The 25950-nt window shown below is 72.5% G+C and carries 27 protein-coding genes and 1 pseudogene; 10 read left to right on the top strand and 18 right to left on the bottom strand.

The window, feature by feature from the left end; all coding sequences use genetic code 11:
* Positions 1-221 precede the first annotated feature (221 nt).
* The gene (locus tag ACZ3HQ_RS03345) at positions 222-866 is read left to right on the top strand and encodes a hypothetical protein (RefSeq protein ID WP_467507558.1); all 645 of its coding nucleotides are present in this window, start codon (positions 222-224) and stop codon (positions 864-866) included.
* A gap of 87 nt (positions 867-953) precedes the next feature.
* On the opposite strand, the gene ACZ3HQ_RS03340 is transcribed toward ACZ3HQ_RS03345, so the two are convergent.
* The 3 genes from ACZ3HQ_RS03340 to ACZ3HQ_RS03330 form a co-directional block, all read right to left on the bottom strand.
* Positions 954-1847 (bottom strand): alpha/beta hydrolase, encoded by an 894-nt coding sequence (locus ACZ3HQ_RS03340; RefSeq protein WP_467507556.1) that lies wholly within the window; start codon positions 1845-1847, stop codon positions 954-956.
* A gap of 25 nt (positions 1848-1872) precedes the next feature.
* A complete protein-coding gene (locus ACZ3HQ_RS03335; protein ID WP_467507553.1) occupies positions 1873-2475 on the bottom strand; it encodes a TetR/AcrR family transcriptional regulator in 603 nt (200 codons plus the stop codon).
* A 79-nt stretch (positions 2476-2554) separates the two neighbouring features.
* The gene (locus tag ACZ3HQ_RS03330; protein ID WP_467507551.1) at positions 2555-3424 is read right to left on the bottom strand and encodes a 3-hydroxyacyl-CoA dehydrogenase family protein; all 870 of its coding nucleotides are present in this window, start codon (positions 3422-3424) and stop codon (positions 2555-2557) included.
* A 134-nt stretch (positions 3425-3558) separates the two neighbouring features.
* On the opposite strand from ACZ3HQ_RS03330, the gene ACZ3HQ_RS03325 reads away from it, so the two are divergent.
* Positions 3559-4281 (top strand): acetoacetate decarboxylase, encoded by a 723-nt coding sequence (locus tag ACZ3HQ_RS03325; protein WP_467507548.1) that lies wholly within the window; start codon positions 3559-3561, stop codon positions 4279-4281.
* A gap of 17 nt (positions 4282-4298) precedes the next feature.
* Here the strand turns inward: ACZ3HQ_RS03325 and ACZ3HQ_RS03320 are convergent, their stop codons facing one another.
* Both ACZ3HQ_RS03320 and ACZ3HQ_RS03315 read right to left on the bottom strand, forming a co-directional pair.
* Positions 4299-5270 (bottom strand): alpha/beta hydrolase, encoded by a 972-nt coding sequence (locus ACZ3HQ_RS03320; RefSeq protein WP_467507547.1) that lies wholly within the window; start codon positions 5268-5270, stop codon positions 4299-4301.
* Between the two features lie 44 nt (positions 5271-5314).
* Positions 5315-6256: a 3-hydroxyacyl-CoA dehydrogenase family protein gene (locus ACZ3HQ_RS03315; RefSeq protein ID WP_467507545.1), complete on the bottom strand. Its 942-nt coding sequence runs from the start codon at positions 6254-6256 to the stop codon at positions 5315-5317.
* Between the two features lie 102 nt (positions 6257-6358).
* Here ACZ3HQ_RS03315 and ACZ3HQ_RS03310 point away from each other — a divergent pair, with 102 nt between their 5' ends.
* The 3 genes from ACZ3HQ_RS03310 (at position 6359) to ACZ3HQ_RS03300 (ending at position 8371) form a co-directional block, all read left to right on the top strand.
* Positions 6359-7258 carry a LysR family transcriptional regulator gene (locus tag ACZ3HQ_RS03310; protein ID WP_467507542.1) on the top strand — a complete coding sequence of 300 codons (900 nt, stop codon included), beginning with the start codon at positions 6359-6361 and terminating at the stop codon, positions 7256-7258.
* Positions 7259-7398: 140 nt separating this feature from the next.
* Positions 7399-7980 (top strand): Uma2 family endonuclease, encoded by a 582-nt coding sequence (locus ACZ3HQ_RS03305; RefSeq protein ID WP_467507540.1) that lies wholly within the window; start codon positions 7399-7401, stop codon positions 7978-7980.
* Positions 7981-7990: 10 nt separating this feature from the next.
* On the top strand, positions 7991-8371 hold the full coding sequence (locus ACZ3HQ_RS03300) for an STAS domain-containing protein (protein ID WP_467507538.1): 381 nt from the start codon (positions 7991-7993) through the stop codon (positions 8369-8371).
* Here the strand turns inward: ACZ3HQ_RS03300 and ACZ3HQ_RS03295 are convergent.
* Both ACZ3HQ_RS03295 and ACZ3HQ_RS03290 read right to left on the bottom strand, forming a co-directional pair.
* The gene (locus ACZ3HQ_RS03295; RefSeq protein WP_467507536.1) at positions 8255-9268 is read right to left on the bottom strand and encodes a sigma-70 family RNA polymerase sigma factor; all 1014 of its coding nucleotides are present in this window, start codon (positions 9266-9268) and stop codon (positions 8255-8257) included. The genes ACZ3HQ_RS03300 and ACZ3HQ_RS03295 overlap by 117 nt on opposite strands.
* Before the next feature lie 130 nt (positions 9269-9398).
* Positions 9399-10703, bottom strand: coding sequence for an MFS transporter (locus ACZ3HQ_RS03290; protein WP_467507534.1), 1305 nt, complete (start codon positions 10701-10703; stop codon positions 9399-9401).
* A gap of 63 nt (positions 10704-10766) precedes the next feature.
* On the opposite strand from ACZ3HQ_RS03290, the gene ACZ3HQ_RS03285 reads away from it, so the two are divergent.
* Positions 10767-11720: a LysR family transcriptional regulator gene (locus tag ACZ3HQ_RS03285; RefSeq protein ID WP_467507532.1), complete on the top strand. Its 954-nt coding sequence runs from the start codon at positions 10767-10769 to the stop codon at positions 11718-11720.
* A 16-nt stretch (positions 11721-11736) separates the two neighbouring features.
* Here ACZ3HQ_RS03285 and ACZ3HQ_RS03280 read toward each other — a convergent pair whose 3' ends face one another.
* Positions 11737-12498 carry an alpha/beta hydrolase gene (locus tag ACZ3HQ_RS03280; RefSeq protein WP_467507530.1) on the bottom strand — a complete coding sequence of 254 codons (762 nt, stop codon included), beginning with the start codon at positions 12496-12498 and terminating at the stop codon, positions 11737-11739.
* Between the two features lie 465 nt (positions 12499-12963).
* Here ACZ3HQ_RS03280 and ACZ3HQ_RS03275 point away from each other — a divergent pair, with 465 nt between their 5' ends.
* Complete coding sequence (locus tag ACZ3HQ_RS03275; protein WP_467507528.1) at positions 12964-13317, top strand: ATP-binding protein; 354 nt, start codon at positions 12964-12966, stop codon at positions 13315-13317.
* Positions 13318-13456: 139 nt separating this feature from the next.
* Here the strand turns inward: ACZ3HQ_RS03275 and ACZ3HQ_RS03270 are convergent, their stop codons facing one another.
* From ACZ3HQ_RS03270 to afsQ1, 5 genes and pseudogenes are all read right to left on the bottom strand, one after another.
* Positions 13457-13660: a PspC domain-containing protein gene (locus ACZ3HQ_RS03270; RefSeq protein WP_030806720.1), complete on the bottom strand. Its 204-nt coding sequence runs from the start codon at positions 13658-13660 to the stop codon at positions 13457-13459.
* Positions 13661-14034: 374 nt separating this feature from the next.
* Positions 14035-14520, bottom strand: a pseudogene (locus ACZ3HQ_RS03265) (VanZ family protein); the annotation flags it as partial.
* Between the two features lie 95 nt (positions 14521-14615).
* Positions 14616-15227 (bottom strand): hypothetical protein, encoded by a 612-nt coding sequence (locus ACZ3HQ_RS03260; protein WP_467507526.1) that lies wholly within the window; start codon positions 15225-15227, stop codon positions 14616-14618.
* Entirely contained in the window at positions 15224-16894 is a 1671-nt protein-coding gene (locus tag ACZ3HQ_RS03255; protein WP_467507525.1) for an ATP-binding protein, read from the bottom strand. Before ACZ3HQ_RS03255 ends, ACZ3HQ_RS03260 begins: the two co-directional genes overlap by 4 nt.
* Complete coding sequence (afsQ1, locus tag ACZ3HQ_RS03250; protein ID WP_158707462.1) at positions 16792-17469, bottom strand: two-component system response regulator AfsQ1; 678 nt, start codon at positions 17467-17469, stop codon at positions 16792-16794. Before afsQ1 ends, ACZ3HQ_RS03255 begins: the two co-directional genes overlap by 103 nt.
* 272 nt (positions 17470-17741) lie before the next feature.
* Between afsQ1 and ACZ3HQ_RS03245 the strand changes: the two genes are divergently transcribed.
* A complete protein-coding gene (locus ACZ3HQ_RS03245; RefSeq protein ID WP_467507523.1) occupies positions 17742-18530 on the top strand; it encodes a SigE family RNA polymerase sigma factor in 789 nt (262 codons plus the stop codon).
* 218 nt (positions 18531-18748) lie between these two features.
* Here the strand turns inward: ACZ3HQ_RS03245 and ACZ3HQ_RS03240 are convergent, their stop codons facing one another.
* Positions 18749-19384, bottom strand: a complete 636-nt coding sequence (locus ACZ3HQ_RS03240; RefSeq protein ID WP_467507521.1) for a uridine kinase family protein — start codon at positions 19382-19384, stop codon at positions 18749-18751.
* Between the two features lie 127 nt (positions 19385-19511).
* On the opposite strand from ACZ3HQ_RS03240, the gene ACZ3HQ_RS03235 reads away from it, so the two are divergent.
* Positions 19512-19934: a hypothetical protein gene (locus ACZ3HQ_RS03235; protein WP_467507520.1), complete on the top strand. Its 423-nt coding sequence runs from the start codon at positions 19512-19514 to the stop codon at positions 19932-19934.
* A 61-nt stretch (positions 19935-19995) separates the two neighbouring features.
* Here the strand turns inward: ACZ3HQ_RS03235 and ACZ3HQ_RS03230 are convergent, their stop codons facing one another.
* Genes ACZ3HQ_RS03230 through deoC form a run of 3 tightly spaced genes read right to left on the bottom strand, consistent with a single transcriptional unit; the run spans position 19996 to position 23292 of the window.
* Positions 19996-20892 (bottom strand): aldehyde dehydrogenase family protein, encoded by an 897-nt coding sequence (locus ACZ3HQ_RS03230; RefSeq protein WP_467507518.1) that lies wholly within the window; start codon positions 20890-20892, stop codon positions 19996-19998.
* Positions 20885-22321: an aldehyde dehydrogenase family protein gene (locus tag ACZ3HQ_RS03225; RefSeq protein WP_467507516.1), complete on the bottom strand. Its 1437-nt coding sequence runs from the start codon at positions 22319-22321 to the stop codon at positions 20885-20887. Before ACZ3HQ_RS03225 ends, ACZ3HQ_RS03230 begins: the two co-directional genes overlap by 8 nt.
* 5 nt (positions 22322-22326) lie before the next feature.
* Positions 22327-23292, bottom strand: a complete 966-nt coding sequence (gene deoC / locus ACZ3HQ_RS03220) for a deoxyribose-phosphate aldolase (RefSeq protein WP_467507514.1) — start codon at positions 23290-23292, stop codon at positions 22327-22329.
* Between the two features lie 142 nt (positions 23293-23434).
* Between deoC and ACZ3HQ_RS03215 the strand changes: the two genes are divergently transcribed.
* Positions 23435-24127 (top strand): PH domain-containing protein, encoded by a 693-nt coding sequence (locus ACZ3HQ_RS03215; RefSeq protein WP_467507512.1) that lies wholly within the window; start codon positions 23435-23437, stop codon positions 24125-24127.
* A gap of 142 nt (positions 24128-24269) precedes the next feature.
* Here the strand turns inward: ACZ3HQ_RS03215 and ACZ3HQ_RS03210 are convergent, their stop codons facing one another.
* A complete protein-coding gene (locus ACZ3HQ_RS03210; RefSeq protein ID WP_467507510.1) occupies positions 24270-25901 on the bottom strand; it encodes a phospho-sugar mutase in 1632 nt (543 codons plus the stop codon).
* Positions 25902-25950: the final 49 nt, after the last annotated feature.

Below are 25950 nucleotides of genomic sequence, written 5' to 3'. Positions count from 1 at the left end.
GGGGGTCAGGCCCTTGGCGTGTCTCCGGTGTCCGGGTCGGCTTACATCTGGCGTGGCGATCGATCAACTGGTTGGATACGAGGTCCAGTTGGGACGTAACGACCTATGGAGTCCAAGGTATGTCAACAGGTGCCCCCGACGAGCCTGACCCGGCAGCAGCCGCACCTGGGCACCGAGCCCTCGCTCTCCTGGACAAGGCACTCGACGCCCAAAGCCCGCTGGTGCGCAAGAACATAGCCCGGGCCCGCCAGCGGAACCCGCAGGCGACTCCGGCACAGGTGATCCGCAATCTGGAGCGGATGTACGTCAGCGCCCTGGCCGGGACGGGTGCCGCAGTGGGCGGAACCGCGGCCGCGCCCGGAGTCGGCACGGGAGTCGCGCTGGCACTGTCGGCGGGCGAGGCTCTCTCATCCCTCGAACTGAGCACCCTCTTCGCGCTCTCCCTCGCCGAAGTGCACGGAATTCCCCTCGACGAGATAGAGCGTCGCCGGACGATCGTGATGGGAATCCTGCTCGGCGGGAAGGGCTCCGAGACCATCACCAAGGTTGCCCAGCGCACGGGGCAGCACTGGGGACGTCAGGTCGTCGCCAAGGTGCCCGTCGAGACACTGCGCCAGGTCAACGGCATCCTGGGGAAGAACTTCGTCACCAAGTACGGGACCAAGCAGGGCATCATCGTCCTCGGCCGCGTGGCACCGTTCGGCATCGGTGCCGTGATCGGCGGCGGCGCCAACGCCGCCCTCGCCACTCTGGCCGTACGAGCCGGTCGTCGCGCATTCGGTCCGCCCCCGATGTCGTGGCCCTACCCGAGGCGGAGCACACCACCCATGCCCGAGAACTCGCGCGATTCGTCCTCGGCGCACTGAAGCTCTGAGGGAAGACGGCGCCCCCGGTCTCGACGAGCCGCCCGGCGACTTCTGGCCCGGCGCCACCGGCCATCCGTCGAGCACGGATCAGTTCCGCCCGCCCGACCTGATCCAACCCCCCGCCTCGTCCAACGCCCGACGTGCCTCCGGCGTCCACCCCGCCCCCACGAAGACGTGGAAGGCGGAGGGCCAGACGTGGAGGGTGGTGGGGGTGCCGGCGGTGTTCGCCTTGGTGGTGAAGGTCTCCGCGTCCGGGAGGAAGATGTCGTGGCCGCCCTGGTAGATCCAGATGGGTGGGAGGTCGCGCAGGGTGTCGTGGAGGGGGCTGATCAGGGAGTCGGTGACCGGGCGGGGGCCGGCCCAGTCGCGGCCGGCGGCGGCGAGGCCGTCCGGGGCGAGCATGGGGTCGTGGGGCGTCAGGCGGGCGATGCCGGGGTTGGTCATGGTGACGTCGAGCCAGGGGGAGAAGAGGATCAGGCCGGCGGGCGGGCGGAGACCCTCGTCGCGGCAGCGGATCGCCTGGCCGACGGCGAGGCCCGCGCCGCAGGAGTCGCCCGCGAGGAAGACCGGGTGGTCTCCGGCCCGCGCGAGCACCGCCCGGTACACGGTGTCGAGGAAGCGGTACGCGTCGTCGGCGGTCCAGCGGGGCGCGAGGCCGTACAGGGGGACGGTCACCGTGGCGCCGGTGCGGCGGATCAGGTCCGCGACGATGCGCCAGTGCGCGGCGACCAGCGGGCGAACGTACGCACCGCCGTGCAGGTAGATCACCTCGGTGCCCGTGGCGCCCCGCTTCGGGGTGAGGGTGATGACCTCGTGGCCGTCCACGGTCCGGCGACCGACGGTGCAGCTCCGCCGCAGGGACGCCGGGAGCGGGGCGTCGGGGCGGGGGTGGCGCAGGGCCTCGCGCAGGGTCCGCTCGGTGCGGAACACGTTCGGCCGCGCGCGCAGCAGCGTACGGGTCAGATTCATGGCCAGGGACACGGTGTACTCCTCGTCCGGCGGGCGCTCACCCCGGCAGGGGCTCGGTGAGCGCGCTGATGACATGGGGGGTCAGGTGGCGGCCGTCGTAGTCGGGGCCGCCGGTGAGTTCCTGGGCGGTGAGGCCCTCGAAGAGGGCGATCAGCAGGCGGGCCAGGTCCTCGACGGGGATGGTGGGCCTGAGACCCGCGCCGGCGAGGGCCTCGCCGAGGACCTCGGTCAGGCCCTGGTGCAGCCGGTTCTCGTGGACGGCGAGCTGCCGGGCCAGCTCGGGGTGCCGGGCGGCGTGCAGGGTGAACTCCATGGACACCAGGAACCACCGGCGCTCCTCCTCGGTGCGGCCGACCATCCGGCTCTGGATGCCGACGATGGGGTTGTCACCCGGCACCACCTGGGCGGCGGCCTCCCGCAGCTCGGCCAGCACATGGTCGGCGTGCGAGTCGTAGAGGGCGAGGAAGATCTCTTCCTTGTCGCGGTAGTTGGAGTAGAAGGCCCCGCGGGTCAGCCCGGCGCGCTCGACGATGTCGCTGATCGACGTGGAGTGGAAGCCCTTCTCCGTGAACAGCGCCCAGGCGCTCTCGGTCAGGGCGCTCCGGGTGATCGGGCGGCGCTTGGTGGGCGACTTCGGCATGGATGGACCTCTCTGCGGTACCGGCCCGCCGGACCGGGTCGGCAGACCAGGCTATGCCGTCCCGCTCCGGGCCCCGCGCTCAGTCGCGGGCACCGTACTCGTAGAAGCCGCGCCCGGTCTTCACGCCCAGGTGACCGGCGTCGACATAGCGCTGGAGCAGCTCGCGCGGTCCGGAGGGCAGGGCCGGGTTCTCGGCGGCGTAGTGGTTCTCGATGTCCAGGACCACATCCAGGCCGACCTGGTCCATCATGCGGAACGGACCGCCCTTGAGGCCGGTGTTGATCATCCACATCCTGTCGACGTCCTCCGGGGTGGACACGCCGTCGGCCACCACGGACAGCGCCTCGCGCTTGATGGCCGCCCAGATGCGGTTGAAGATGAAACCGGTGCTCTCGCGGTGCGCCTCGAAGGGGAAGACGCCGTAGCGGGGCAGCACCTCCAGCAGCAGGTCCAGGACGGCCCGGCCGGTGTGGCCGCTGGACATCAGGTCGACCGCCGCCTGCGCCGGCGGCATGTAGAAGTGCATGTTGACCACCCGCTCGGGGGTGGTGACGCCGTCGATGAATCGGCTGGTCGGGTACGACGAGGAGTTGCTGGCCAGGATGGCGTCCGGCTCGGCGAGCCGGTCGAGGTCGGCGAAGACCTGCCGCTTGAGCTCCAGCCGCTCCGGGACGGCCTCGACGACCAGCCACGCGCCGGCGAGCGCTTCGGCCAGGTCGGTGGTGGCGGTCACGGAACCGGGCGTGCCTCCCTCGACGCGGGCCGCGACCTCCGACACTTGCTGCTCGACGTAGGCGCACGCCTGCTTCCCGGCCTCGGCGGAGGGGTCGTAGATCCGTACCTCGCCGCCGCGGGTGGCGAACATCAGGGCGATACGGCGGCCGAGCGTGCCGGCGCCGAGGACGGCGACGGGGCGGGAGTCGAGGCCGGTGGGGAGGGTGAAGGTCATGGCGGTACTTCCTGTCGTGCGGGGGGTGCGGGCCGCCGGCTTGCGACGACGAGCCATCGGATTCACTATGTATCCGATACACCGTGTATGCAAACGGAGGCAGTCCCGCCCGCCGTTCGAGGAGAAGAGGCACCATGCGCGCCGAAGAGGTCCGCCGCCACATCAGCACCCCGCTGACCACCCCCGTGTACCCGCCGCGGGCCACCCGGTTCACCGACCGCGAGTACCTCAACGTCGTCTACCGCACCGACCCCGAGGCCCTGCGCGCCGTCGTCCCGGAGCCGCTGGAGATCGACGAGCCGCTGGTCCGCTTCGAGATCATGAAGATGGGCGACGTCGAGGGCTACGGCCCCTACCTGGAGTGCGGCCAGGTGATCCCGGTGCGCCACGGCGCCGAGCACGGCGAGTACCTGCACGCCATGCACCTGGACAACTTCGCCGCCACCGCGGCCGGCCGCGAGCTGAGCGCGTACCCGAAGACCGTCGGCAGCCCCGCGCTGTTCCCCGACAACGGCGCCCTGGTCGGCACCCTCGACTACGGCACCCAGCGCGTCGCCACCGCGTCCATGGCCTACAAGTGGGAGCCCATGGACCTGGACGAGGCCCGCGCGCAGATCACCGTGCCCACCTACGGTGTGAAGATCATCCCGGACATGGTCTGCGTGCTGGCCCGCGCCGAGATCACCGACGTCACCGTCAAGGGTGCCTGGCGCGGGCCCGCCCGCCTGGAGCTGTTCGCCCATGTGATGGCGCCGCTCGCCGACCTGCCCGTACGCGAGGTCGTGTCGGCCAGTCACATCCTGACCGACCTCACGCTCGCGCCCGCCGTCCCGGTGCACGACTACCTGGCGGGCTGAAGGCCGTCCGCCGGCTCTTACCGCGCCAGGAGCCGGCGGAGCCAGTCCACCTGGGTCACCCGGGCCGACCGGGACAGCGTCGCGCCGGGCGCGAGGCCGGGGAAGCTGTGGAAGCCGCCGGGCCAGACGTGGAGTTCGGCGTCGCCGCCGGACTGCCAGATGCGGGAGGCGAAGGCGACGACCTCGTCGCGCAGGGTGTCCGCGGAGCCGACGTCCATGAAGGTCGGCGGGAGGCCGGTGAGGTCCTCGGCGCGGGCGGGGGCGGCGTAGGGCGAGACGTCGGGGCCGCCGCGGCGCTCGCCGAGCAGGGCCGTCCAGCCCGTCTCGTTGAACGTACGGTCGAACACGCCGAGGCCCGCCATCTGGTGGGTGGAAGGCGTGTCGTTGCGGTCGTCGAGCATCGCGCACAGCAGCATCTGCCCGGCCGGGCGCGGGCCCTCGCGGTCCCGCAGGAGGAGGCCCAGCGCGGCCGTCAGGGCGCCGCCGGCACTCGTACCCGCCGTGACGATCCGCTCGGGGTCGCCGCCCAGCTCCCCGGCGTGCGCCACCGTCCACAGCAGGCCCGCGTACACGTCCTCGACCGGCGCGGGGTGCGGGTGCTCCGGGGCCAGCCGGTACTCCACCGACACCACGACCGCGCCCAGCTCCTTCGCCCAGGCCAGGGGGAGTTCCACGCCGATCCGGTTGTTGCCGACGACCATGCCGCCGCCGTGGGTGTAGTAGAGGACGGGGCGGGGGCCGGGCTCCGGGGCGGTAGGCCGGCAGATCAGCAGCGAGATGTCGGGGGCGCCCTCGGGGCCCGGAACCGTACGCTCCTCCGTCTCGAAGGCGCCGTCCATGGTGAGTTCGGCGTCGGTCATGCCCCGCATGGCCGGGCTCTGCCGGGCCGGGACGATCTGATCGGGGGTCAGGCCGGGCGGCACGACCTGGTTGATCGCCCGCAGCGCGACGGCGAGTTCGGGGTCGAAGGGGGGCGGTACGGGGGCCATGGTGCTCCTTGTTCGTCCTGTCGGGGCCGGGGTGATGGGTCGGGTCATCGTGCCTCGTCGAGCGCCGTCATCAGGGCAAGCTGGGCGCGGTCGCGGCGGGCGGCCAGTTCGGCGACCGGCTCGGCGCCGAAGGCGTCCTCGGCCTGGCGGGCGAGCAGGGCCACGGTGGGCTCGTCGAGGGCGGGCTGTCCGAGGGCGGGCCAGCCGGCCTCCATCGCCGTACCCAGGTGGGTGAGGAAGTGCGGCAGCCCGCCGGGGCCGCCACCGAGGTGGAAGGTGCGGAACGGGCCCGCGACGGCCCAGCGCATGCCGATCGAGTCGGTGACGACCGCGTCCAGCTCCGCCTCGGTCACCACGCCCTCCGCGACCAGGTGCACCGCCTCGCGGAAGAGCGCGGACTGCAGGCGGTTGGCGACGAAGCCGGGGATCTCCTTGCGCAGGACCTGCGGCTTCTTGCCGAGGGCGGTGTAGAGGGCGCGGGCCCGCTCCACGGTCTCGGGCGAAGTCCGCTCGCCGGGCACGATCTCGACCAGCGGCACCAGGTGCGGCGGGTTGAACGGGTGCCCCACGACGAGGCGTTCGGGCTGCTCCAGCGCCTCGGCGATGGCGGTCGCGGGCACACCCGAGGTGGAGGTGGCGAACAGGGCGTGCGCGGGCGCGGCCTGCTCGACGGTGCGCCAGATCTCCCGCTTCACCTCCAGCCGTTCGGGGCCGTTCTCCTGCACGAGGTCGGCGTCCGCGACGGCGGTGGCGAGGTCGCTCTCGAAACGCAGCCGGTCGGTCAGCCCGTCGGTGGGCAGGCCGAGCGCGGCCAGGGTCGGGGCGATCTCCTCGACGCCGGCCCGCACCTGCTGCTCCGCCTCGGGGCGCGGGTCGGTGACGGTGACGTGCAGACCGTGGGCGAGGAAGAGCGCGGTCCACGAGATGCCGATGACGCCGGCGCCGATGACGGTGGCGTTGCGGGTGCCTGCGAGGGTGTCGGACATGGGGGAATGCCTTTCGTGCGCGGGGGGGGATGCCCTCCAGTACACGCCGACCGCGAAAAACCGTCCAATATCAATCGGGTGGCATCCCATATTCTCGGAGATATGGATGTGTCCAGCCGGTTGCTCGAACAATTCCTCGTCGTGGCCGAGGAGCGGCACTTCGGGCGGGCGGCCGAACGCCTCTCGATGCGCCAGCCGCCGCTCAGCCAGGCCATCCAGCGGCTGGAGCGCCGCGTGGGCGTACGGCTCTTCGACCGCGGGCCCGGCGGTGTGCGTCTCACCCCGGCCGGGGAGGTCCTCGCGGCCGACGCGGCCCGGCTGCTCGCCGCCGAGACGGCGGCCCTGGACCGGGCGCGCCGCGTGGGACACGGCCTGGAGGGCGACCTCCGCCTCGGGTACGTCAGCCTGCTGAGCCTGCACTACCTGCCCGGCCTGCTGAACGCGGCGGCCCGGGAGCTGCCCGGACTGCGCATCCGGCTGCACCAGGACTCGTCCGCCGTGGTGGCCGAGATGGTCCGGGCGGGCTCGCTCGACCTGGGCTTCGTCCGGGACGCCGGCGTCGTCCCGGCGGAACTGGTGACCGGCGTGTTCGCCCGCGAACGCGTCATGGCCGCCCTTCCCTCCGGCCACCCCCTCGCCACCGCCGACGCCCTGGACCTGGCCGACCTGCGCGACGAAGCGTTCGTGCTGCCGACCGAGAGCGCGCTGCCGACCCTGCGGTCCCAGATCCACCTCGTCTGCGAGGCGGCCGGATTCACCCCGGCCGTCCGCGCCTCCGCCGACGACCTCACCGGCCTGCTCAGCTACGTCGCCGCGGGCCTCTGCGTCAGCCTCCTCACAGAAGCCCTCCTCGACCTCCCGGTCCCCGGCATCACCTACGTCCCCCTGCGCGGAGCGGCCGGCCGCCTGGAGAGCACCGTCACCTACACCCACCGCCCGGACCCGGACCCGGCCGTACGCCGGGTACTGGAGCTGGCCGTGGGGTCGTCCGGGGGTGGCTGAGGCGGGCGGAAGATCCGCCGGGGGCGCCGGAACGTATCGCCTGATCAGGGGACTTCTTCGTTCGGGTGAACGGGATCGGTGGACCTCCGCCGGTCGTGTTCGTCATGCTGGGATCGGTGACGCACTGATTGGAGACCGCCATGAGCGCACTCACCGTGAGCCAGGACCCCGACCGCACCTGGGACGACCTCGTCCGGTTCTGGGACGAGTCGGACTGGCCCGAGGGCAGCAGGGTGGAGATCATCGAGGGGATCGTCATCGTGTCGCCCGCTCCCGCGTACCGCCACAACGTGATGGCGGCGCGCATCCAGCGTCGCCTGTACTCCGTGATCCCCGAGGACTGGGAGATCTTCCAGACACTGTCCATCGCCGTGCCCTCCCGCCTGGGCATGTTCATCCCCGATCTGGTCGTCGCGCCGCTACAGCCGTCCGAGGCGGAGTCGCACATCCCGGCAGCCCTCGCCGAACTCGTCGTCGAGGTGACCTCGCCGTCCAACGCTCGGCACGACCGGATCAGCAAGCCGGCCGCGTACGCCACGGCGGGCATCCCGCTCTATCTGCTCGTGGACCCATGGGCCCCCGGTGGCCCCACCGTCACGCTCTACGGTGAGCCGAAGGACGACGTCTACCGGGTGCTCAGCGCGGTGAAGTTCGGCGACACCATCCATCTGCCCAAGCCGTTCGACGTGGCGATCGACACCAGCGAGTTCCCCGTGGACTGATCGCCCTGCGATGAGTTGTGGGAGTCCGCCCGGTCTACCCCACGTGGACCCCAGGACCGACCCCGTGCTCGTGCTGCGTGGCCCCGTCACCCGGGATGAGGTGGCGGGGCTGTCCGATGTCGTGCGGGGGCTGATGACCAGCAGCGGGGTTGTCGTGTGCGACGTGGCCGGGCTCGGGCCGCCGGGGCTCGCGCATGTCGAACTGCTCGCCCGGCTGGAGCTGGCCGCCCGCCGGGGAGGCGGGCGGATATCGCTGCGCGGAGCGGAGCCCGCGCTACGCGCTCTGCTCGGGCTTGTCGGACTCCGGCTCCAGGTGGAGGGGGAGGTCGAAGAGGGGGAACCAGCGGGGGGTGTCGAGGAAGCAGTGGAAACCGGTGATGCGGCCTCCTGAGATCTCCAGGATCTGGACCGCCCAGGGGGAGAAGCCGCCCTTCTCCGGGTCCGGCTTGTAGTGGGCGAAGCCCGGCAGGCCGTTGACCTCGACCGGGACGAGGCGGGAGCCCGCGCAGGAGGCGCCGATGGTGGACATGAAGCCGGTGATGTCGGCGGGGCCGAGCAGCCACAGGTCGAACGGCGGCATCGTCATCACCGCGTCCTCGTGGAGCAGGGCGGTCAGCGCCGTCATGTCGTACCCCTCGAACGCCTTCACATAGCGCTCCAGGAGCTGTTTCTGCTCCTCGTCCAGCGGGTCGGAGACCGCCGCGTCGGCGCCGGTGTCGGCGCGCTCGGCGAGGGTGGCGCGGGCCCGCTGGAGGGCGCTGTTGACCGAGGCGACCGTGGTGCCCAGCAGCTCTGCCACCTCACTGGCCCGCCAGGCCAGCACCTCGCGCAGGATCAGCACCGCCCGCTGCTTGGGCGGCAACTGCTGGAGCGCCGCCATGAACGCCAGCCGGATCGACTCGCGGGCCACCGCCGCCTCCGCCGGGTCGGTCACCGCGGGCAGGACCCGCGCGTCCGGCACCGGCTCCAGCCAGGTGTGGTCCGGGCGCGGGGAGAGCGCGGCCTGCGCCAGCGGGGTCGGCGCGGTGAGGTCCATCGGGCGGGCCCGCTTGTTGCCCGCGGCCAGCATGTCCAGGCAGACGTTGGTGGCGATCCGGTACAGCCAGGACCGCAGGCTGGACCGGCCCTCGAACTTGTCGTAGCTCCGCCAGGCCCGCACCAGCGTGTCCTGCACCGCGTCCTCGGCCTCGAAGGACGAGCCGAGCATCCGGTAGCAGTACCCGGTCAGTTCGGTCCGGTGCTTCTCCATCGCGGCATCGAGGTCCGCCGTCGCCGTGCCGTTGCTCATCGTCCACCCACCCCTGTGGCCGTCCCGTACGCGCGCCGTCGCGCCCCAGTACTCCGGAAGCTACCGCAGCCCACTGACAATGGCCCCCGGAGTTGGAGAACCCGCAGATCGGGCGGGCGCGCGCACCGGGTCAGTGCGCCGGTACGGCCTCCCGGCGCGCTGCGGTACGGGCCGCCAGGGTGCCCAGCGCGGTGAGGGCGACGACCCCCGCGACCGCGAGCAGACCGACGCCGACCGTGGCCGTCCAGCCGCCGGAGTGGAAGGCGAGCGCGCCGACGGTGCTGCCCGCGCTGGAGCCGATGTAGTACGACGACTGATACAGGGCGGTCGCCTGGGCGCGGCCGTGGGTGGCCGTCCTGCCGACCGCCGAGGAGGCGACCGCGTGGCCCGCGAAGAACCCGGCCGTGATCAGCACCAGGCCCAGCAGGACCAGCGGCAGGGACGGCACCAGCGACAGCAGCAGGCCCGCGGCCGTCGTACCGCCCGCCGTGTACAGCGCGCCGCGGCGGCCGAGGCGGCCCACCAGCCGGCCCGCCGACGACGCGGAGACCGTGCCGACCAGGTACACCAGGAAGATCGAGCCGATGATGCCCTGCGGCAGGGAGAACGGCGCCTCGGTCAGCCGGTAGCCGATCACCGTGTACACCCCGCCGAACACCGTCATGAACAGCGCGCCGATCGCGTACAGGCGGCGCAGCAGCGGTGAGGAGAGGTGGTCGCGGACCGCGCGGGCCAGCACACGGGGGCGCAGCGAGCCGGCCTCGAAGTGCTTCGGCGCGGGCAGCAGCAGCCGGAACGCCACCGCGCAGCCCACCGCGACCACGCCGATCACGCCGACGGCGACCCGCCAGCCCCACTCCTGCGCGACCCAGCCGGTGATGACCCGGCCGCTCATGCCGCCCACGCTGTTGCCCGCGACGAACAGACCGATCGCCGTGACCAGCGCCTTCGGCCGGACCTCCTCGGCCAGGTACGCCGTCGCGGAGGCGGGCAGTCCGGCCAGCGCGGCGCCCTGCACGGCCCGCAGCGCGACCAGCGCGCCGATGGACGGCGCGAACGGCACCAGCAGGCCGACGGCCACCGCGACCATCAGGGACACCGTCATCACGGTCCGGCGGCCGAACCGCTCCGACAGCGCGCTCATCGGCAGCACGAACAGCGCCAGCCCGCCGGTCGCCGCCGCCACGGTCCAGCTCGCCTCGCCGGCCGCCACTCCGTAGTCGTCGGAGATCAGCGGCAGCAGGGCCTGGGTGGAGTACAGCAGCGCGAAGGTCGCCACGCCCGCGAGGAAGAGGGCGAAGCTCATCCGGCGGTAACCGGGCCCGCCGGGCGTCAGCCGCGAGTCGGCCGGGGCCGGAACAGCGGGGGTCTCGAAGGTGGGGACGGGCGTGCGGGCGTCCACGCTGATGGACGCCCCGGTACTGGCGGGAGACATGCCTCGAACCTAAGGACGCGTCCACTCATCCGTCCAATGCATGGAATCGCCATAATCGTTCCCATGGAGCATCAGCAGAGGTCACGACCGCGGCTGTCACCGTCCGGTGACACAGAAGACATGGCGCTGCTGCTCGCGCCCCGCCTCGCCTACTTCGCCGGGGTGGCCCGCACCGAGCACGTCACCCGCGCCGCGCAGGAGATGAACGTCCCGCAGTCCACCCTCTCCCGTGCGATGGTCCGCCTCGAACAGGACCTCGGGGTGGACCTGTTCGCCCGGCACGGCCGCACCGTCTCCCTCACTCCGGCCGGCCGTACCTTCCTCGGCTCGGTGGAGCGGGCCCTCGCCGAGGTCGAGCGGGCCGCCGAGGAGGTCCGCGCGGACGCCGACCCCGCCACCGGGAAGGTCGCCTTCGGCTTCCTGCACACCATGGGCCCCGAGACCGTACCCGGCCTGCTGCACGCCTTCCGCGCCGACCATCCGCGGGTCCGCTTCAGCCTGGTGCAGAACTACGGCGAGGCCATGCTGGGGCGGCTCCGGGCGGGCGAACTGGACCTCTGTCTCACCTCGCCGGTGCCGGACGCGCCCGACCTGGTCGCCCGGCGGCTGGACGAGCAGAAGCTCCGCCTGGTCGTCCCGGCCGACCACCGGCTGGCCGGCCGCCGCCGCATCCGGCTCGCCGAGGCGGCCGACGAGACCTTCGTGACCCTGGAACCCGGCTACGGGCTGCGCCGCATCACCGACGACCTGTGCCGTGAGGCCGGGTTCCGGCCGAGGGTCGCCTTCGAGGGCGAGGAGACGGAGACCCTGCGCGGGCTGGTGGCCGCCGGGCTCGGGGTCGCCCTGCTGCCGCCGCCCACCGTGCCCCGGCCGGGCGTGGTGGAGCTGACGGTGACCGCGCCGAGGGCGGTCCGCGAGATCGGCGTCGCCTGGCTGGCCGACCGCCCGGACACCCCGCCGGTGGCCGCCTTCAAGAAGTTCCTGCTCTCCAGGCGGGGCAGCCTGCTCCCGTCCTGAACCGCTGCTGACCCGCCTACTTCCGCAGCGACTTCCCGAACCCCGACGCCAGCGGCATCCGCAGCCCTATCGGCGGCGGCGCCGCGAGCGCGTCCTCCACCGGGCGGGACAGCGGGCTGCCGAACAGGGCGCCCAGGGCGAAGTCCACGGTCAGCGCGAGCACTTCGTCCCGGTGCTGGTGCAGCCCGTGCCCGTCGGAGTGCACCTCGAACCGGCACACCTCCCGGTTCACCTTCTTCGCGCGGGCCGCCAGCCGGAACGACAGCTCCGGATCGCACCGTTCGTCGTTCGTGCCGTGCGCGATCAGCACCCGGCGCCCCACCAACTGCTTGACCGGCTCCTCGGCGTCCGCGCCCTCCCCGGGCAGCCAGGGCGCGATGGCCACCACGGAGTTGACCGCCTCGTGCCCCCCGGCGCCCAGCGCGGCCCGGCCGCCCATGTCCAGCCCGACCAGGCACACCGGCACGTCCCCGTACCGCCGCACCACCTCGTCCGCGGCCCAGCCGGCGTCCGCCGCTAGGTGGGCCTCGGTGCCGTTCCAGCCGCGGTAGCGGTAGTGGACCGGGTGGACGGCGAGCCCTTCCTCCCGGCCGGCGCGGGCCAGGCTGCGGGCCAGCGCGCGGACGAAGGTGCCGGGCAGGAGCGGGGAGGGACGGCGGGTGGAGACCTCGTCCCCGCCGGGGAGCAGCAGCACCGCTCCGCTGACCGCGCCCGGCACGGGGCCGACCGCCTTTCCCAGCCTGGCCGTCCGGACCGGCGTCGTCGCTTGCTGTCCCATGGCAGAACACTGTCAGAAGGCGCGGTGTACGAAACCCTTCCCGGCGGTCACCATTGCGTATCGACGCGCACGGGGTACGGATCGCGCCACTGTGTGAACGGCCGGAATACGAGCATCCTGTCGAGGAGTTCGGCCCTGTGCTCGATCTCCGGCGCCGGTTCTGAAGTCAATGCGATGAAATCAAGGTTCATTCCTTTCGATGAACGGTCCACGCGGGGCCGGGACTTCACCCACCCCGGATGTGAAGGGGCGCCGCCCGAACGGCCGTTCCCGCACGCCGCTGTCACCAGCGCGAATACGGAAAGAGAATGGCTGTATGACTAATGGCGCGGCTGGAGAATACGTACAGGCATTCACCGTCCGTCCGCATTTCGGTGATTGCGGTGGGCGGTCCGTGATGTTTACGGTCATGGACCGCTCGGATCATCCGTGATCCATGTCTCCGCATTCAAGGACGCATTCACCATGAAGCAGTCTGCTGCCAAGACCCTCGGTGTCGCCGCCCTCGGTGCCGCTTTCGCCGCCGCCGGTGCGGGCGCGGCCGACGCGGCCCCGCTCGCCCCGGACGCCCTCCCCCTCGTGGGTTCCGTCGCCCACACGCTGCCGGCCGCGAACGTCACCCAGGCGCTGCCCGGTGCCGCCGAGGCCGTCTCCCAGGGGCAGGGTGTGATCGGCGGCGGGCTGAACACCGCGCGCCCCGCCGTGCAGAAGGTGCTGGCCAACGGGCCGACCGCGCCCGTCGCCGGACTGCTCGGCGGCCTGCCGGTGCAGGGGCTGCCCACCCACGGCCTGGGCCTCAACGGCATCCCGCTCGGCTGACCCCTCGCCCCGCGCGGCGCTCCCCACGCGCGAGGCCCCACACACGACGCCGCCGAGGCCGTCCGGTGCTCTCCGGGACGACCTCGGCGGCGTTTCGCGTACGCGGGAAGTACGCGGAATCCGGCCGGGTGGCGCGCGCTCACCAGGCGGTGGTGCGGGCCTTGTCCTCGGAGGGCAGCAGTATCCACAGGGCTATGTAGAGCAGGAACTGCGGGCCGGGGAGCAGGCAGGACACCAGGAAGATCACCCGCATCGTCCCCGCCGACATACCGAAACGCCGGGCCAGCGCGGCGCACACGCCGCCGATCATGCGGCCGTTGGTGGGGCGGGCAAGGGCGGTCATGGCGGGCTCCTCCGTCGTCGTCGGCCCGCGACCGGGCCGGCTGCCGGGGCGGGCCGAGTGCCACGCCCCCGTCTGTCGTCGTATGCCCAACGGTACGGAGACGAAGCGGGAGAAGCATCACTCTAAGGGGCGATACCGACCCTGGGAATCGTCGGGGTCCGCCCCTGAGAAAGCTCCCCGCGCACGCTCACCGCGTCACCGGCCGGACCAGCGAAGCCGGCCCCGCCGATCCGGTCCGCCCAGCGCGCCTCCCCGGCCGGGTACCCGGCGCAACCCCCGGCCACGCCCCCGGAGATGCCCCCGGAGATGCCCCCTGAGATGCCCTCGGGGACGCCCCCGAGTCCGCCGCGCCCGCCCCGCTGCCCGTACTCCTCCTCCGGCGCCTCGCCCCGGCCCAGCCGCCTCCGCAGCCAGGCCCGCCCCGCCGGGACCACCGCCAGATGGGCCAGCAGCACACCCGCGGTGTTGAGCAGCAGCACGTCCACGTCCACCACCCGCCCCGGCACCCCCGTCTGCAACAGGGCGATGCCCAGGGAGATGAGGGCACCGGCGGCAGCCGTACGGAACAGGGAGGCGAGAGGAGACGCGCTGAGCCGGCCGTCCGCCATCGGCAGCAGGACGCCCAGTGGGGCCAGCAGGGCCAGGCCCTCGCCGATGCGGAGGCCCGCCTCCGGCCAGCCCAGTGCCAGGTCGGCGTGGAGCCCGGCCAGTGGGCGGAGGTTCGCGGGGCGCACCCAGGGCACGTCCAGGGGCCGCAGCGTCAGCCAGGCGACGAGCGCGAGATGCGCGACGAGGAGGATTGCCCCGGTCACTCGGATGCGGTTCGCGGCGCTGCCGCCGATGGAGCCTTGACGCTGCACGTCCCCCAAGACGCCGCGCCGCGCTCGATCGGTTCCGCTTCGGCTCCCCGCGCCCCGGTGAGGCGTGCGCCACACGCACCGGGCAGGGGCCCGCCTCAGTTCAACGCGACGGCCCCGGACGGGGGTCGGACCCGGCTTGGATGGTCGCGCACGTCCTCCGTGCACTCGTACCGGCGCGGCGCGGCCGGGGCCGGACCCGCCAGGATCACCGAGCCGTCGCCCTCCGCCGCGGCCGAGTCGGAGAAGGTGCACACCACCTGGGCGAGCGCGGGGGAGCCCAGCCGGTCCGGGGCGGTGCTCAGCCGCAGCGCCTCCTCCGGCGCCTCGCGCCCCGGACCGGCGACGGTGATGCCTCCCGGCACCCGTGTCTGGTAGCCCGCGGCACGCTCCCCGGCGGACGGCGCCGAGGCGAGCAGGTCCAGCAGGCCCTGCGCGACCATGACCCGGCGCCGCGCGTCCGGCGTGCCCTCCGGCACCCGCACCGTGCGGTCCACGGTCACCAGCGAGGCCCCGCACAGCAGGAACACCTGCACCGGCACCCCCTCCGGCGACTCGGTGGCCCGCCCGGACCCGGCCGGCGAACACGGCACCCGCGAGGGCGCCCCGCCGAAGTCGGTCGGCACCTCCGTCGGCCGGATGCCGCACCCGGCGAGCAGCGCGCCCAGCAGGGGCAGCGCCAGCAGCCCTCGTACCGCCCGCCCGCTCACGTGGTCGCTCCCTGGTCGCCCTCAACCGACGGGTCCTTCTCGTCCTCCTCGGTCAGGCGGGAGGCGTCGCGCGGCAGCCGGAGCGTGAACACAGCGCCGCCGTCAGGGGAGTTGGCGGCCGTGATCTCGCCGCCGTGGATATGGGCGTTCTCCAGCGCGATGGAGAGGCCGAGGCCGCTGCCCTCCGAACGCGGCCGGGAGGCGCTGGCCTTGTAGAAGCGGTCGAAGACGTGCGGCAGCACCTCCTCGGGGATGCCGGGACCGTGGTCGCGCACCGCGATCAGCAGGTCGTCGCCGTCGATGCGGACCGAGACCCGCACCGGGGAGCCGCCGTGCTTGAGGGCGTTGCCGATCAGGTTGGCGAGGATGACGTCCAGGCGGCGCGGGTCGAGCCGGGAGTGGATGCCGCGCTCGGCGTCCAGCTCGACCGCGTCCAGCCAGGCCCGGGCGTCGATGCAGGCGGTGATCTGGTCCGCGAGGTCGACGTCGTCCAGGACCAGCCGGGCGGTGCCCGCGTCGAAGCGGGTGACCTCCATCAGGTTCTCGACCAGGTCGTTCAGCCGCTTGGTCTCGCTGACCACCAGACGCACCGCGGGCTCGATCATCGGGTCGATGCCGCCGCCCTCGAACTCCAGCTCGTCCTCCAGCACTTCCGTCACCGCGGTGATGGCGGTCAGCGGGGTGCGCAGCTCGTGCGACATGTCGGCGACGAAGCGGCGGGAGGACTCGTCGCGGGCGGCCATGTCCGCGACCCGCTTCTCCAGCGCCTCGGCCGCCTTGTTGAACGTCCTTGACAGGTCGGCAAGTTCGTCCGTGCCGGTAACCCGCAGCCGGGTGTCGAGCCGGCCCTCGCCGAGCCTGCGCGCGGCGACTCCCAGCCGGTGCACGGGTTTCAGCACCGTCGTCGCGGCGGCCTGCGCGAGCAGCGCCGAGCCGATCAGGGCGAGACCGGTGGCGATCCCCAGCGACCAGGCAAGGGAGTTGAGGTCCTTGGCCTCCGGCTCCAGCGACTTCGCCATGTAGCCGGTCGAACCGCCGTCGACCACCTTGGTCCCGGCCACCAGGAAGGGCGTGCCGCGCTCGGTGACCCGCTGCCAGTACAGATGGTACGGCGACTTGTTGGAGCCGGAGGTCTTCTGCCGCTTGTTCACCGCCTTGCGCAGCGAGGGGGGAACGTCCTTCAGCGAGAAGCCGCTCAGGCCGCCCGAACCGCCGTACACCGTGCGGCCGTCCGGGTCCTGGGCGACCAGCAGCACGCTGAAGCGCTGGCTGCTGCCCGCCATCTGCCCGGCGGCATGCTGGAGTTCGTCCTGCGTGGGACGCGCGGGCAGCGCGCCCACCCGGTTCTGCATCTCCTGCCGGAAGTCGCGCAGCACCGCGTCCTGGGCGCGGGTGAGCACCGCCTCCCGGTTGAGCCAGTACGCGATGCCCGACGCGGACACCGCTGCCGTCAGCGCGACCAGCCCGAAGACCAGCACCAGCCGCAGCCGCAGGCTGGTGAACCGCAGTCCGGCCAGCTTCCTCCCCCGTTCGGCCGTCCAGCGGCCGAATCCCCCGCGCTCGCTCACTGAGGGGCGTCCAGGCGGTAGCCGACACCACGGACCGTACGGATCAGGGTCGGGGAGGACGGCACGTCCTCGACCTTCGCCCGCAGTCGCTGCACGCACGCGTCCACCAGGCGCGAGTCGCCCAGGTAGTCGTGCTCCCACACCAGCCGCAGCAACTGCTGCCGGGACAGCGCCTGGCCCGGCCGGCGGCTCAGCTCCAGCAGCAGCCGCAGCTCGGTCGGGGTGAGCTGGAGGTCCTCGCCGTTCTTGGTCACGGTCATCGCGGAACGGTCGATGACGACGCTGCCGAAGGTCGCCGAGTCGCTGGACTCGCGCTCCCCGCGCCGCAGCACGGCCCGGATACGGGCGTCCAGCACACGGCCCTGCACCGGCTTCACCACGTAGTCGTCGGCGCCGGACTCCAGCCCGACCACCACGTCGATGTCGTCGTTCCGCGCCGTCAGCAGGATGATCGGCAACTGGTCGGTGCGCCGGATACGGCGGCACACCTCGAATCCGTCGATGCCGGGCAGCATCACGTCCAGCACGATCAGGTCGGGGCGCTGCTCACGCAGCAGCTTCAGGCCGTCCTCGCCGCTCGCGGCGGTGGCGACCCGGTGCCCCTGGCGCGTCAGGGACAGCTCAAGGGCCGTACGGATGGCGTCGTCGTCCTCGATCAGCAACAGGGAAGGCACGGGCTCATTCTGGCCCATGCACCGCCCGTCGTACGACCCGTGCCGCCCCGGGTTCTTGCATGGCGGACGCGAGCCGGGCACCGCGTACCAAACCGGGCCCTTGCCACCTCCCGGCCGCGCGGACCCGGTACGACCCGCCCGCTCCGGCCCCTGTGACAGGTCTGTGACAGTCGGCGGACACGGCCATGAAGGACGATCGGCAAGCTTTTCGGCAGGCGGGAGAGCACCACCGGCCACGCCGAGCACCGGAAGTCCACGACGGGGAGCGCGAGATGAACACGCCACACGGCATGAGCACCAGCGCAGTGGTCACGCGTCTGCACGACGCGCACCGGGGCGCTGTGGACTCCGGGAATTCCGGGAAGTCCGGTGCCGGGACCACGCTGTCGCCTCGCGGCCGCGAGTCCCAGGGAGTACGGGGGTGCGCCCGCGGCACCGGGCGTCAGCACACCGGCTGCATGGCGGTGGTCGACGCCCGCACGGGGGAGGGGCACGGGGGAAGCGCGTACGGGGAGGAACCGGGGGAGCGTCGCTCGCTGACGGAGGCGGAGTTCACCGCCTACGTCCAGGAGCGCCGCGCCTCCCTGTACGCGACCGCCTATCACCTGACCGGCGACCGCTTCGAGGCCGAGGACCTGCTGCAGAGCGCGCTGTTCTCGACCTACCGGGCGTGGGAGCGGATCAGCGACAAGGCCGCGGTCGGCGGGTACCTCCGCCGCACCATGACCAACCTGCACATCAGCGCGTGGCGCCGCCGCAAGCTGAACGAGTACCCGACCGAGGAACTGCCGGAGACGCCCGCCGGTACGGACGCGATGCGCGGCACCGAGCTGCGCGCCGTCCTGTGGCAGGCGCTCGCCCGGCTGCCCGAGCCGCAGCGCACCATGCTGGTGCTGCGGTACTACGAGGGCCGTACCGACCCGGAGATCGCCGACATACTCGGCATCAGCGTCGGCACGGTGAAGTCCAGCATCTGGCGCTCGCTGCGGCGCCTGCGCGAGGACGAGGTCCTGAGCTTCGGCCGGGACCACGAGGACGCCTTCGGCGAGCTGGTGGCCTGAAGGACGGGTCCGTCGGGGGACGGACCCACGGGGGAACGGGGGGAACGAGCCGTCAGGGCTCGGCCCGAGGGGAAACGGGGAATCGCGGGGGCCCACCGGGGGGAGGGTCCGCGCGAGAACCCGTAAGGGGAAACACGGGGGAAAACGGGGGAACACCCGGAAGCGGGGCTGGACGGCTGGGGGGCCGTACAGTCCCGCTTCTTCACGTCCGAGCCCGGTTACGCCGCCGTCTGCTGCCGTGTCTGCCGGCCCGCCGCGGCCGCCGCCATCCGGCTCAGCGCCTCGTCCCGGCCGCAGGCGTGGGCACCCAGGGCCACCTGGCGGGACACGATCGAGCGTTCCGCGCGCAGCAGCCGCCAGCCCCGGCGCAGCAGGAACGGCACCGACTTGCGCCCCTCCTTCAGATCGCGCAGGAAGCGGCGCCGGAAGGTGGTGACCGGACCCCGGGTCAGACACAGCGCGTCCGCCAGCACGCCCAGTTCACGGCAGCGCTCGACGATCTCCGCCGCGAAGATGCCCTCGGCGATGAACAGCGGGGTACGGCCGATGCTCAGCGTGTCCTCGCCGGTACGGGCGCTCAGCGAGATGTCGTACACCGGCACCGGGGTCACGCCGGACGCGCACAGGCGGGCGATCGCCGCCAGGGCCACGTCGGCGTCCCAGGACTCGGGATGGTCCCAGTCGATGTCCGAGCTTCCGTCCACCAGGGGCAGGGTGGGGTCGTCGCCCTCCTTGTAGAAGTCGTCGAGGCGCAGCACGGGCAGCCCGGAGAGGGCGGCGACGAGTGACTTGCCCGAACCGGAGGGGCCGCACAACAGCACCACACGGGCGGGGGACGGGGGATGGATGCTCACGGAACACCAGTTTGACGCATGGTGGCCGTCCTGCCGACCCCGCGGGTCCGCATTGGAGCGCGCGTCACATCTCAACTACCCTACGTGTCGACCGTATTACCCTGCGCACCAGAAGGCGGCACCACCGATGGCCCGACATTCCGCACCCCGGTCTCCCCGCCGGCCCGCCGCACGGCGCGCCCTGATCGCCCTCGCGTCGGCCGGAGCCGCCCTGGCGGCGGGCGCGAGCGCGGCCCACGCCGAGACGGCCGCGCCGCTGGTGGACGTGCCGCCGCTGCGCTCCGCCGACATCGGCGACATCAACCCGCAGTCCGGGGTGAACGCGCTGACCACGTCGGTCGGTTACGCCACCGGCACCATCGCCGGCCTCAAGCCCAACCCGCTGGCCGGCACCGGCACCGACCCACTGAACAACGGCATCGGCACCACGATCGCCGACTTCAAGCCGCTCAACACCCTGGCGCTGACCGCCCCGATCGCCCAGGCCCCGTCCTTCGGCGCGGTCCCGGTCGTCGGCCAGACGCTGGAGCTGCTCACCCCCAAGGGCTGACCAGCGAAAAGCCGCGCCGCCCCTCAGAAGGTGAAGGGACGGCGCGGCTTCCGTGTGCTGCTCAGTACGACGAGCCCGACGCGCCCAGCGCACCCGTGGGGTGCCAGACCGTCTTGGTCTCCAGGAACGCCGTCAGGCGGTCGATGCCGGGAGTCACGGTGTAGTCCACAGGCTGTGGACGAAGGACGCGCTTGAGGTTGTCCGCCGCCGCGATCTCCAGCTCCTTGGCCAGTTCGGCGTCCGCGCCCGCGAGGTCGATCGCGTTGACGTCCTGGTGCGCGGCGAGCGGCGCGCCCAGCTCGGCCGTGCTGCCCGACAGGATGTTGACGACACCGCCCGGCACGTCGGAGGTGGCCAGCACCTCACCGAGGGACAGGGCGGGCAGCGGGGCCTCCGCGGAGGCGACGACGACCGCGGTGTTGCCGGTGGCGATCACCGGGGCGAGCACCGAGACCAGGCCCAGGAAGGACGACTCCTGCGGGGCCAGCACCGCGACCACACCGGTCGGCTCGGGCGAGGAGAGGTTGAAGTACGGGCCCGCGACCGGGTTGGCGCCGCCCACCACCTGGGCGATCTTGTCGGTCCAGCCCGCGTACCAGACCCAGCGGTCGATCGCCGCGTCCACGACGGCGGCGGCCTTCCCCTTGGACAGGCCCTCGGCCTCCGCGACCTCGCGGACGAACTGGTCCTTGCGGCCCTCCAGCATCTCGGCCACCCGGTACAGCACCTGACCGCGGTTGTACGCGGTCGCGCCGGACCAGCCGCCGAACGCCTTGCGCGCGGCGACGACCGCGTCACGGGCGTCCTTGCGGGAGGAAAGGGGCGCGTTCGCCAGCCAGTTGCCCTTGGAGTCGCTCACCTCGTACACCCGGCCGCTCTCGGAGCGGGGGAACTTACCCCCGACGTACAGCTTGTAGGTCTTGAAGACACTGAGCCTTGCTTCGGACTTCTCAGACATCGAGGTACGCCTCCAGGCCGTGGCGGCCGCCCTCGCGGCCGAAGCCCGACTCCTTGTAGCCGCCGAAGGGCGAGGTCGGGTCGAACTTGTTGAACGTGTTGGACCAGACGACCCCGGCGCGCAGCTTGTTCGCCACGGCCAGGATGCGGGAGCCCTTCTCGGTCCAGATGCCCGCCGACAGCCCGTACTGGGTGTTGTTGGCCTTGGCGACGGCCTCGTCCGGGGTACGGAAGGACAGGACCGACAGCACCGGGCCGAAGATCTCGTCGCGGGCGATGGTGTGCGCCTGGGTGACGTTCGTGAACAGCGTCGGGGCGAACCAGTAGCCGGACGAGGGGAGTTCGCACGCCGGGGACCAGCGTTCGGCGCCCTCCGCCTCGCCCCGCTCCGCCAGCGCGGTGATCCGGGCCAACTGCTCGGCGGAGTTGATCGCGCCGATGTCGGTGTTCTTGTCCAGCGGATCGCCGAGGCGCAGCGTGGACAGGCGGCGCTTGAGGGCGTCCAGCAGCTCGTCCTGGATCGACTCCTGGACCAGCAGGCGCGAGCCCGCGCAGCAGACCTGGCCCTGGTTGAAGAAGATGCCGGTGACGATGCCCTCGACGGCCTGGTCGATCGGGGCGTCGTCGAAGACGATGTTGGCGCCCTTGCCGCCCAGCTCCAGCGTGAGCTTCTTGTCCGTGCCCGCGACCGTGCGCGCGATCTCCTTGCCGACGGCCGTGGAGCCGGTGAAGGCGACCTTGTTGACGCCCGGGTGCGCGACCAGTGCCGCGCCCGCGTCGCCGTAGCCCGGCAGGATGTTGACGACACCCTTGGGCAGGCCCGCCTGGCGGCAGATGTCCGCGAAGAACAGGGCGGACAGCGGGGTGGTCTCGGCGGGCTTGAGGACGACCGTGTTGCCGGTGGCCAGCGCCGGGGCGATCTTCCACGCCAGCATGAGCAGGGGGAAGTTCCAGGGGATGACCTGGCCCGCGACGCCCAGCGGCTTCGGGTTCGCGCCGAACCCGGCGTGGTCGAGCTTGTCGGCCCAGCCCGCGTAGTAGAAGAAGTGGGCGGCGACCAGGGGGAGGTCCGCGTCGCGGGTCTCCTTGATCGGCTTGCCGTTGTCCAGCGTCTCCAGCACGGCCAGCTCGCGGCTGCGCTCCTGGATGATGCGGGCGATGCGGAACAGGTACTTGGCGCGCTCGGCGCCGGGCAGCGCCGACCACGTGGTGAACGCCTTGCGGGCGGCCCTGACCGCGCGGTCCACGTCCGCCTCGCCGGCCTGGGCGACCTCGGAGAGGACCTCCTCGGTGGCGGGGGAGACGGTCTTGAAGACCTTGCCGTCGGCGGCCTCGGTGAACTCACCGTCGATGAACAGGCCGTAGGACGGCGCGATGTCGACGACCGAGCGGGACTCGGGCGCCGGAGCGTACTCGAATGCGGATGCCATGGTGATCAGTCCACCGTCACGTAGTCGGGGCCGGAGTAGCGGCCGGTGGCCAGTTTCTGACGCTGCATCAGCAGGTCGTTCAGCAGCGAGGAGGCGCCGAAGCGGAACCAGTGGTTGTCCAGCCAGTCCTGGCCCGCGGTCTCGTTGACCAGCACCAGGAACTTGAGCGCGTCCTTGGTGGTGCGGATGCCGCCCGCGGGCTTCACGCCGACCTGCACGCCGGTCCGGTCGCGGAAGTCGCGCACCGCCTCCAGCATCAGCAGGGTGTTGGCGGGGGTGGCGTTGACCGCGACCTTGCCGGTGGACGTCTTGATGAAGTCCGCGCCCGCCATCATGCCCAGCCAGCTCGCACGGCGGATGTTGTCGTACGTCGACAGCTCGCCGGTCTCGAAGATGACCTTCAGCCGGGCGTCCGCCCCGCAGGCTTCCTTCACGGCGGTGATCTCGTCGTAGACCTTGAGGTACTTGCCCGCGAGGAACGCGCCCCGGTCGATGACCATGTCGATCTCGTCGGCGCCCGCGGCGACGGCCTCGCGCACGTCGCCCAGCTTCACTTCCAGCGCGGCACGGCCGGCCGGGAAGGCAGTGGCGACCGAGGCGACCTTGACGCCGGAACCGGCGACGGCCTCCTTGGCGACGGCCACCATGTCGGGGTAGACGCAGACGGCCGCGGTCGTCGGGGTCGTCCGGTCCGTGGGGTCCGGGTGCACCGCCTTGACGCCGAGCGCCCGGACCTTGCCGGGGGTGTCCGCGCCTTCCAGTGTGGTCAGGTCGACCATCGAGATGGCGAGGTCGATGGCGTACGCCTTCGCGGTGGTCTTGATCGAACGGGTGCCGAGCGACGCGGCACGCGCCTCCAGGCCGACCGCGTCGACGCCGGGCAGCCCGTGAAGATAGCGGCGCAGCGTGCTGTCGGACGCGGTGACGTCGGCGAAAGCGCTGGCGGGGGATGTGGTGGTGGGCATGGTCACCAGACGAGCATATCTACGCGCGTAGCGGCTGTATAGCCCCGGGGGCGGGGTTGTGCGGGGTCACACCGCCGCAGGTCACGGATGCGTTCCTCTATCGGGCCAGGTGGTGGTGGTCGCGTCCCCTTCGTGCACAATCGGGGCCATGACGACCCCGGACCACCAGTCACCCGCGTCCCGGCCGGTGATGCCCGCCGCCAGGGACCGGATCTACCGTTCGCCGATGGGACTCGTGGGCGGTGTGCTCGTGCTGGCCCTCGTCGTCTGGCTCGGCTGCGACGCGCTGTTCCGCGGCCACGGCCGGGTGCCGTGGCTCGCGCTGGCCGTGATGATCCTGGCCGTGCCGCTGGTGACGGCGTTCACCCTGCGCCCCGCTGTCTTCGCCAACCAGGAACGCCTCCGGGTCCGCAACCCCTTCCGCGTGATCGTCCTGCCCTGGGGCGAACTGGCCACCCTGCGCTCGGGCTACTCCAACGAGGCGCTCGCCGCCTCCGGCACCAAGTTCCAGCTCTGGGCGATCCCGGTCTCCCTGCGCGCCCGCAAGCGCGCGGCGAACAAGCGGGCGAAGGCGGCGGCGCAGGCGGCGCGCGGCGGAAGTGGCCCCTTCGCCGGCCCCCGCTTCGGCATGTTCGGCGGGGACGCGTCCACCCCCGACGTCTCGGCCGCCGCGGCCCGCGCCGAGACCGACAAGGTCATGGACGACCTCCGTGACCTCCACGAACGCCACGGCGAGGCGGAGCACGCCCAGGGCGAGATCACGATCCGCTGGGCCTACGAGATCCTCATCCCGGCCCTGGCGGGCGCCGTACTCCTGGCGGTCCTGCTGATCACGGGCTGAACCCCGGCCACAGAAGTCGGCGGCGGACGGAGTCACTCCGAACCGCCGCCGATTTCTGTGGCGCGCGCTTTTTCGCGGTCCCTGCCGGAGCGGCGGCTCGCGCTGATCAGCCCGGCCGGTGCCGCCCCGGAGAAACCCCCTGTCAGATCCCCGCCGCCCCCGACAGATCCCGCTTGATCGCCGTCAGCAGCTCGGCCGCCCGCGCACGCGAAGCCGGGAGGGAGGCACGGTCCGAGACCGGGACCACGACCTCCAGGTAGCACTTCAGCTTGGGTTCCGTGCCGCTCGGGCGGACGATGACGCGGGCGCCGGTGAGGGTGTAGCGCAGGCCGTCCGTGGGCGGGAGGGTGGCCGTGCCGCGGGTGAGGTCCTCCGCCGAGGTGACCGGGAGGCCCGCCAGGGAGGTCGGCGGGTGCTCGCGCAGGCGGCGCATCGCGTCGGCGATGAGGGAGAGGTCCTCCACCCGTACCGAGAGCTGGTCCGTGGCGTGCAGACCGTGCTCCAGCGCGAGGTCGTCGAGGAGGTCGAGCAGGGTCCGGCCCGACTCCTTCAGCTCCGACGCCAGCTCGGTGATGAGCAGCGCGGCGGTGATGCCGTCCTTGTCCCGCACGCCCTCGGGGTCGACGCAGTAGCCGAGCGCCTCCTCGTACCCGTACCGCAGGCCCTCGGCGCGGGCGATCCACTTGAAGCCCGTCAGGGTCTCCTCGTGGCCGAGCCCGGCCTTCTCCGCGATCCGGCCCAGCAGGGAGGAGGAGACGATGGACTCCGCGAAGGTGCCCGTGACGCCCCGGCCCACCAGGTGCGCGGCGAGCAGCGCGCCCACCTCGTCGCCGCGCAGCATCCGCCAGTCGCCGCCGTCGCGTACGGCCACCGCGCAGCGGTCCGCATCCGGGTCGTTGGCGATCACGAGGTCCGGCTCGGTGACGGTCGCCCGCTCGAAGGCGAGGTCCATCGCGCCGGGCTCCTCCGGGTTGGGGAAGGCCACGGTCGGGAAGTCCGGGTCGGGCTCGGCCTGTTCGGCCACCAGCACCGGCTCCGGGAACCCGGCCCGCGCGAACGCCGCGAGCAGCACGTCCTTGCCGACGCCGTGCATCGCCGTGTAGACGGTACGGGCCGTGCGGGCCGACCCCTCGGCCAGCACCGCGTCCGTACGCGCCAGATACGCCTGAAGCACCTCGTCGCCCAGCACCTCCCAGCCGGACTCCGGCCGGGGCACGTCGGCGAGCGCGCGTACCGCGTCGATCTCGGCGGCGATCTCCGCGTCGGCGGGCGGCACGATCTGGGAACCGTCGCCGAGGTACACCTTGTAGCCGTTGTCGCGCGGCGGGTTGTGGCTGGCCGTGACCTCCACACCCGCCACCGCGCCCAGGTGCCGTATGGCGTAGGCGAGGACCGGGGTCGGCAGCGGGCGCGGCAGCACGGCGGCGCGCAGTCCGGCCCCGGTGATCACGGCGGCGGTGTCCCGCGCGAAGTCGGCCGACTTGTGCCGGGCGTCGTAGCCGACGACCACCAGGCCGCCCGTCTCGCCCTTGGCCTTCAGGTACGCGGCGAGACCGGCGGCGGCACGGATGACGACGGCGCGGTTCATCCGCATCGGGCCCGCGCCAAGCTCGCCTCGCAGCCCGGCGGTGCCGAACTGGAGCGTGCCGCTGAAGCGCGCGGTCAGCTCCGCCGTGTCCCCGGCGTCGATGAGCTTCGCCAGCTCCTCGCGGGTCTCCGGGTCGGGGTCCTCGGCCAGCCACGCCTGGGCCCGCGCGATCACTTCGTCCTGCACCTCGGGTGAACCTCTCTCTCGATTCCGTCAGATGCCTGCCAGGTGCCCG

The sequence above is a fragment of the Streptomyces sp. NPDC018263 genome, assembly GCF_055562575.1.
This window is presented reverse-complemented; position numbering and strand designations above follow the sequence as displayed.

Bases quoted from the DNA above. Each gene is read 5' to 3' on its own strand.
- ACZ3HQ_RS03335 (WP_467507553.1), bottom strand. From the start codon at position 2,475: ATGCCGAAGTCGCCCACCAAGCGCCGCCCGATCACCCGGAGCGCCCTG.
- ACZ3HQ_RS03330 (WP_467507551.1), bottom strand. From the start codon at position 3,424: ATGACCTTCACCCTCCCCACCGGCCTCGACTCCCGCCCCGTCGCCGTC.
- ACZ3HQ_RS03325 (WP_467507548.1), top strand. From the start codon at position 3,559: ATGCGCGCCGAAGAGGTCCGCCGCCACATCAGCACCCCGCTGACCACC.
- ACZ3HQ_RS03320 (WP_467507547.1), bottom strand. From the start codon at position 5,270: ATGGCCCCCGTACCGCCCCCCTTCGACCCCGAACTCGCCGTCGCGCTG.
- ACZ3HQ_RS03315 (WP_467507545.1), bottom strand. From the start codon at position 6,256: ATGTCCGACACCCTCGCAGGCACCCGCAACGCCACCGTCATCGGCGCC.
- ACZ3HQ_RS03310 (WP_467507542.1), top strand. From the start codon at position 6,359: ATGGATGTGTCCAGCCGGTTGCTCGAACAATTCCTCGTCGTGGCCGAG.
- ACZ3HQ_RS03305 (WP_467507540.1), top strand. From the start codon at position 7,399: ATGAGCGCACTCACCGTGAGCCAGGACCCCGACCGCACCTGGGACGAC.
- ACZ3HQ_RS03300 (WP_467507538.1), top strand. From the start codon at position 7,991: ATGAGTTGTGGGAGTCCGCCCGGTCTACCCCACGTGGACCCCAGGACC.
- ACZ3HQ_RS03295 (WP_467507536.1), bottom strand. From the start codon at position 9,268: ATGAGCAACGGCACGGCGACGGCGGACCTCGATGCCGCGATGGAGAAG.
- ACZ3HQ_RS03290 (WP_467507534.1), bottom strand. From the start codon at position 10,703: ATGTCTCCCGCCAGTACCGGGGCGTCCATCAGCGTGGACGCCCGCACG.
- ACZ3HQ_RS03285 (WP_467507532.1), top strand. From the start codon at position 10,767: ATGGAGCATCAGCAGAGGTCACGACCGCGGCTGTCACCGTCCGGTGAC.
- ACZ3HQ_RS03280 (WP_467507530.1), bottom strand. From the start codon at position 12,498: ATGGGACAGCAAGCGACGACGCCGGTCCGGACGGCCAGGCTGGGAAAG.
- ACZ3HQ_RS03275 (WP_467507528.1), top strand. From the start codon at position 12,964: ATGAAGCAGTCTGCTGCCAAGACCCTCGGTGTCGCCGCCCTCGGTGCC.
- ACZ3HQ_RS03270 (WP_030806720.1), bottom strand. From the start codon at position 13,660: ATGACCGCCCTTGCCCGCCCCACCAACGGCCGCATGATCGGCGGCGTG.
- ACZ3HQ_RS03245 (WP_467507523.1), top strand. From the start codon at position 17,742: ATGAACACGCCACACGGCATGAGCACCAGCGCAGTGGTCACGCGTCTG.
- ACZ3HQ_RS03235 (WP_467507520.1), top strand. From the start codon at position 19,512: ATGGCCCGACATTCCGCACCCCGGTCTCCCCGCCGGCCCGCCGCACGG.
- ACZ3HQ_RS03230 (WP_467507518.1), bottom strand. From the start codon at position 20,892: ATGTCTGAGAAGTCCGAAGCAAGGCTCAGTGTCTTCAAGACCTACAAG.
- ACZ3HQ_RS03225 (WP_467507516.1), bottom strand. From the start codon at position 22,321: ATGGCATCCGCATTCGAGTACGCTCCGGCGCCCGAGTCCCGCTCGGTC.
- ACZ3HQ_RS03215 (WP_467507512.1), top strand. From the start codon at position 23,435: ATGACGACCCCGGACCACCAGTCACCCGCGTCCCGGCCGGTGATGCCC.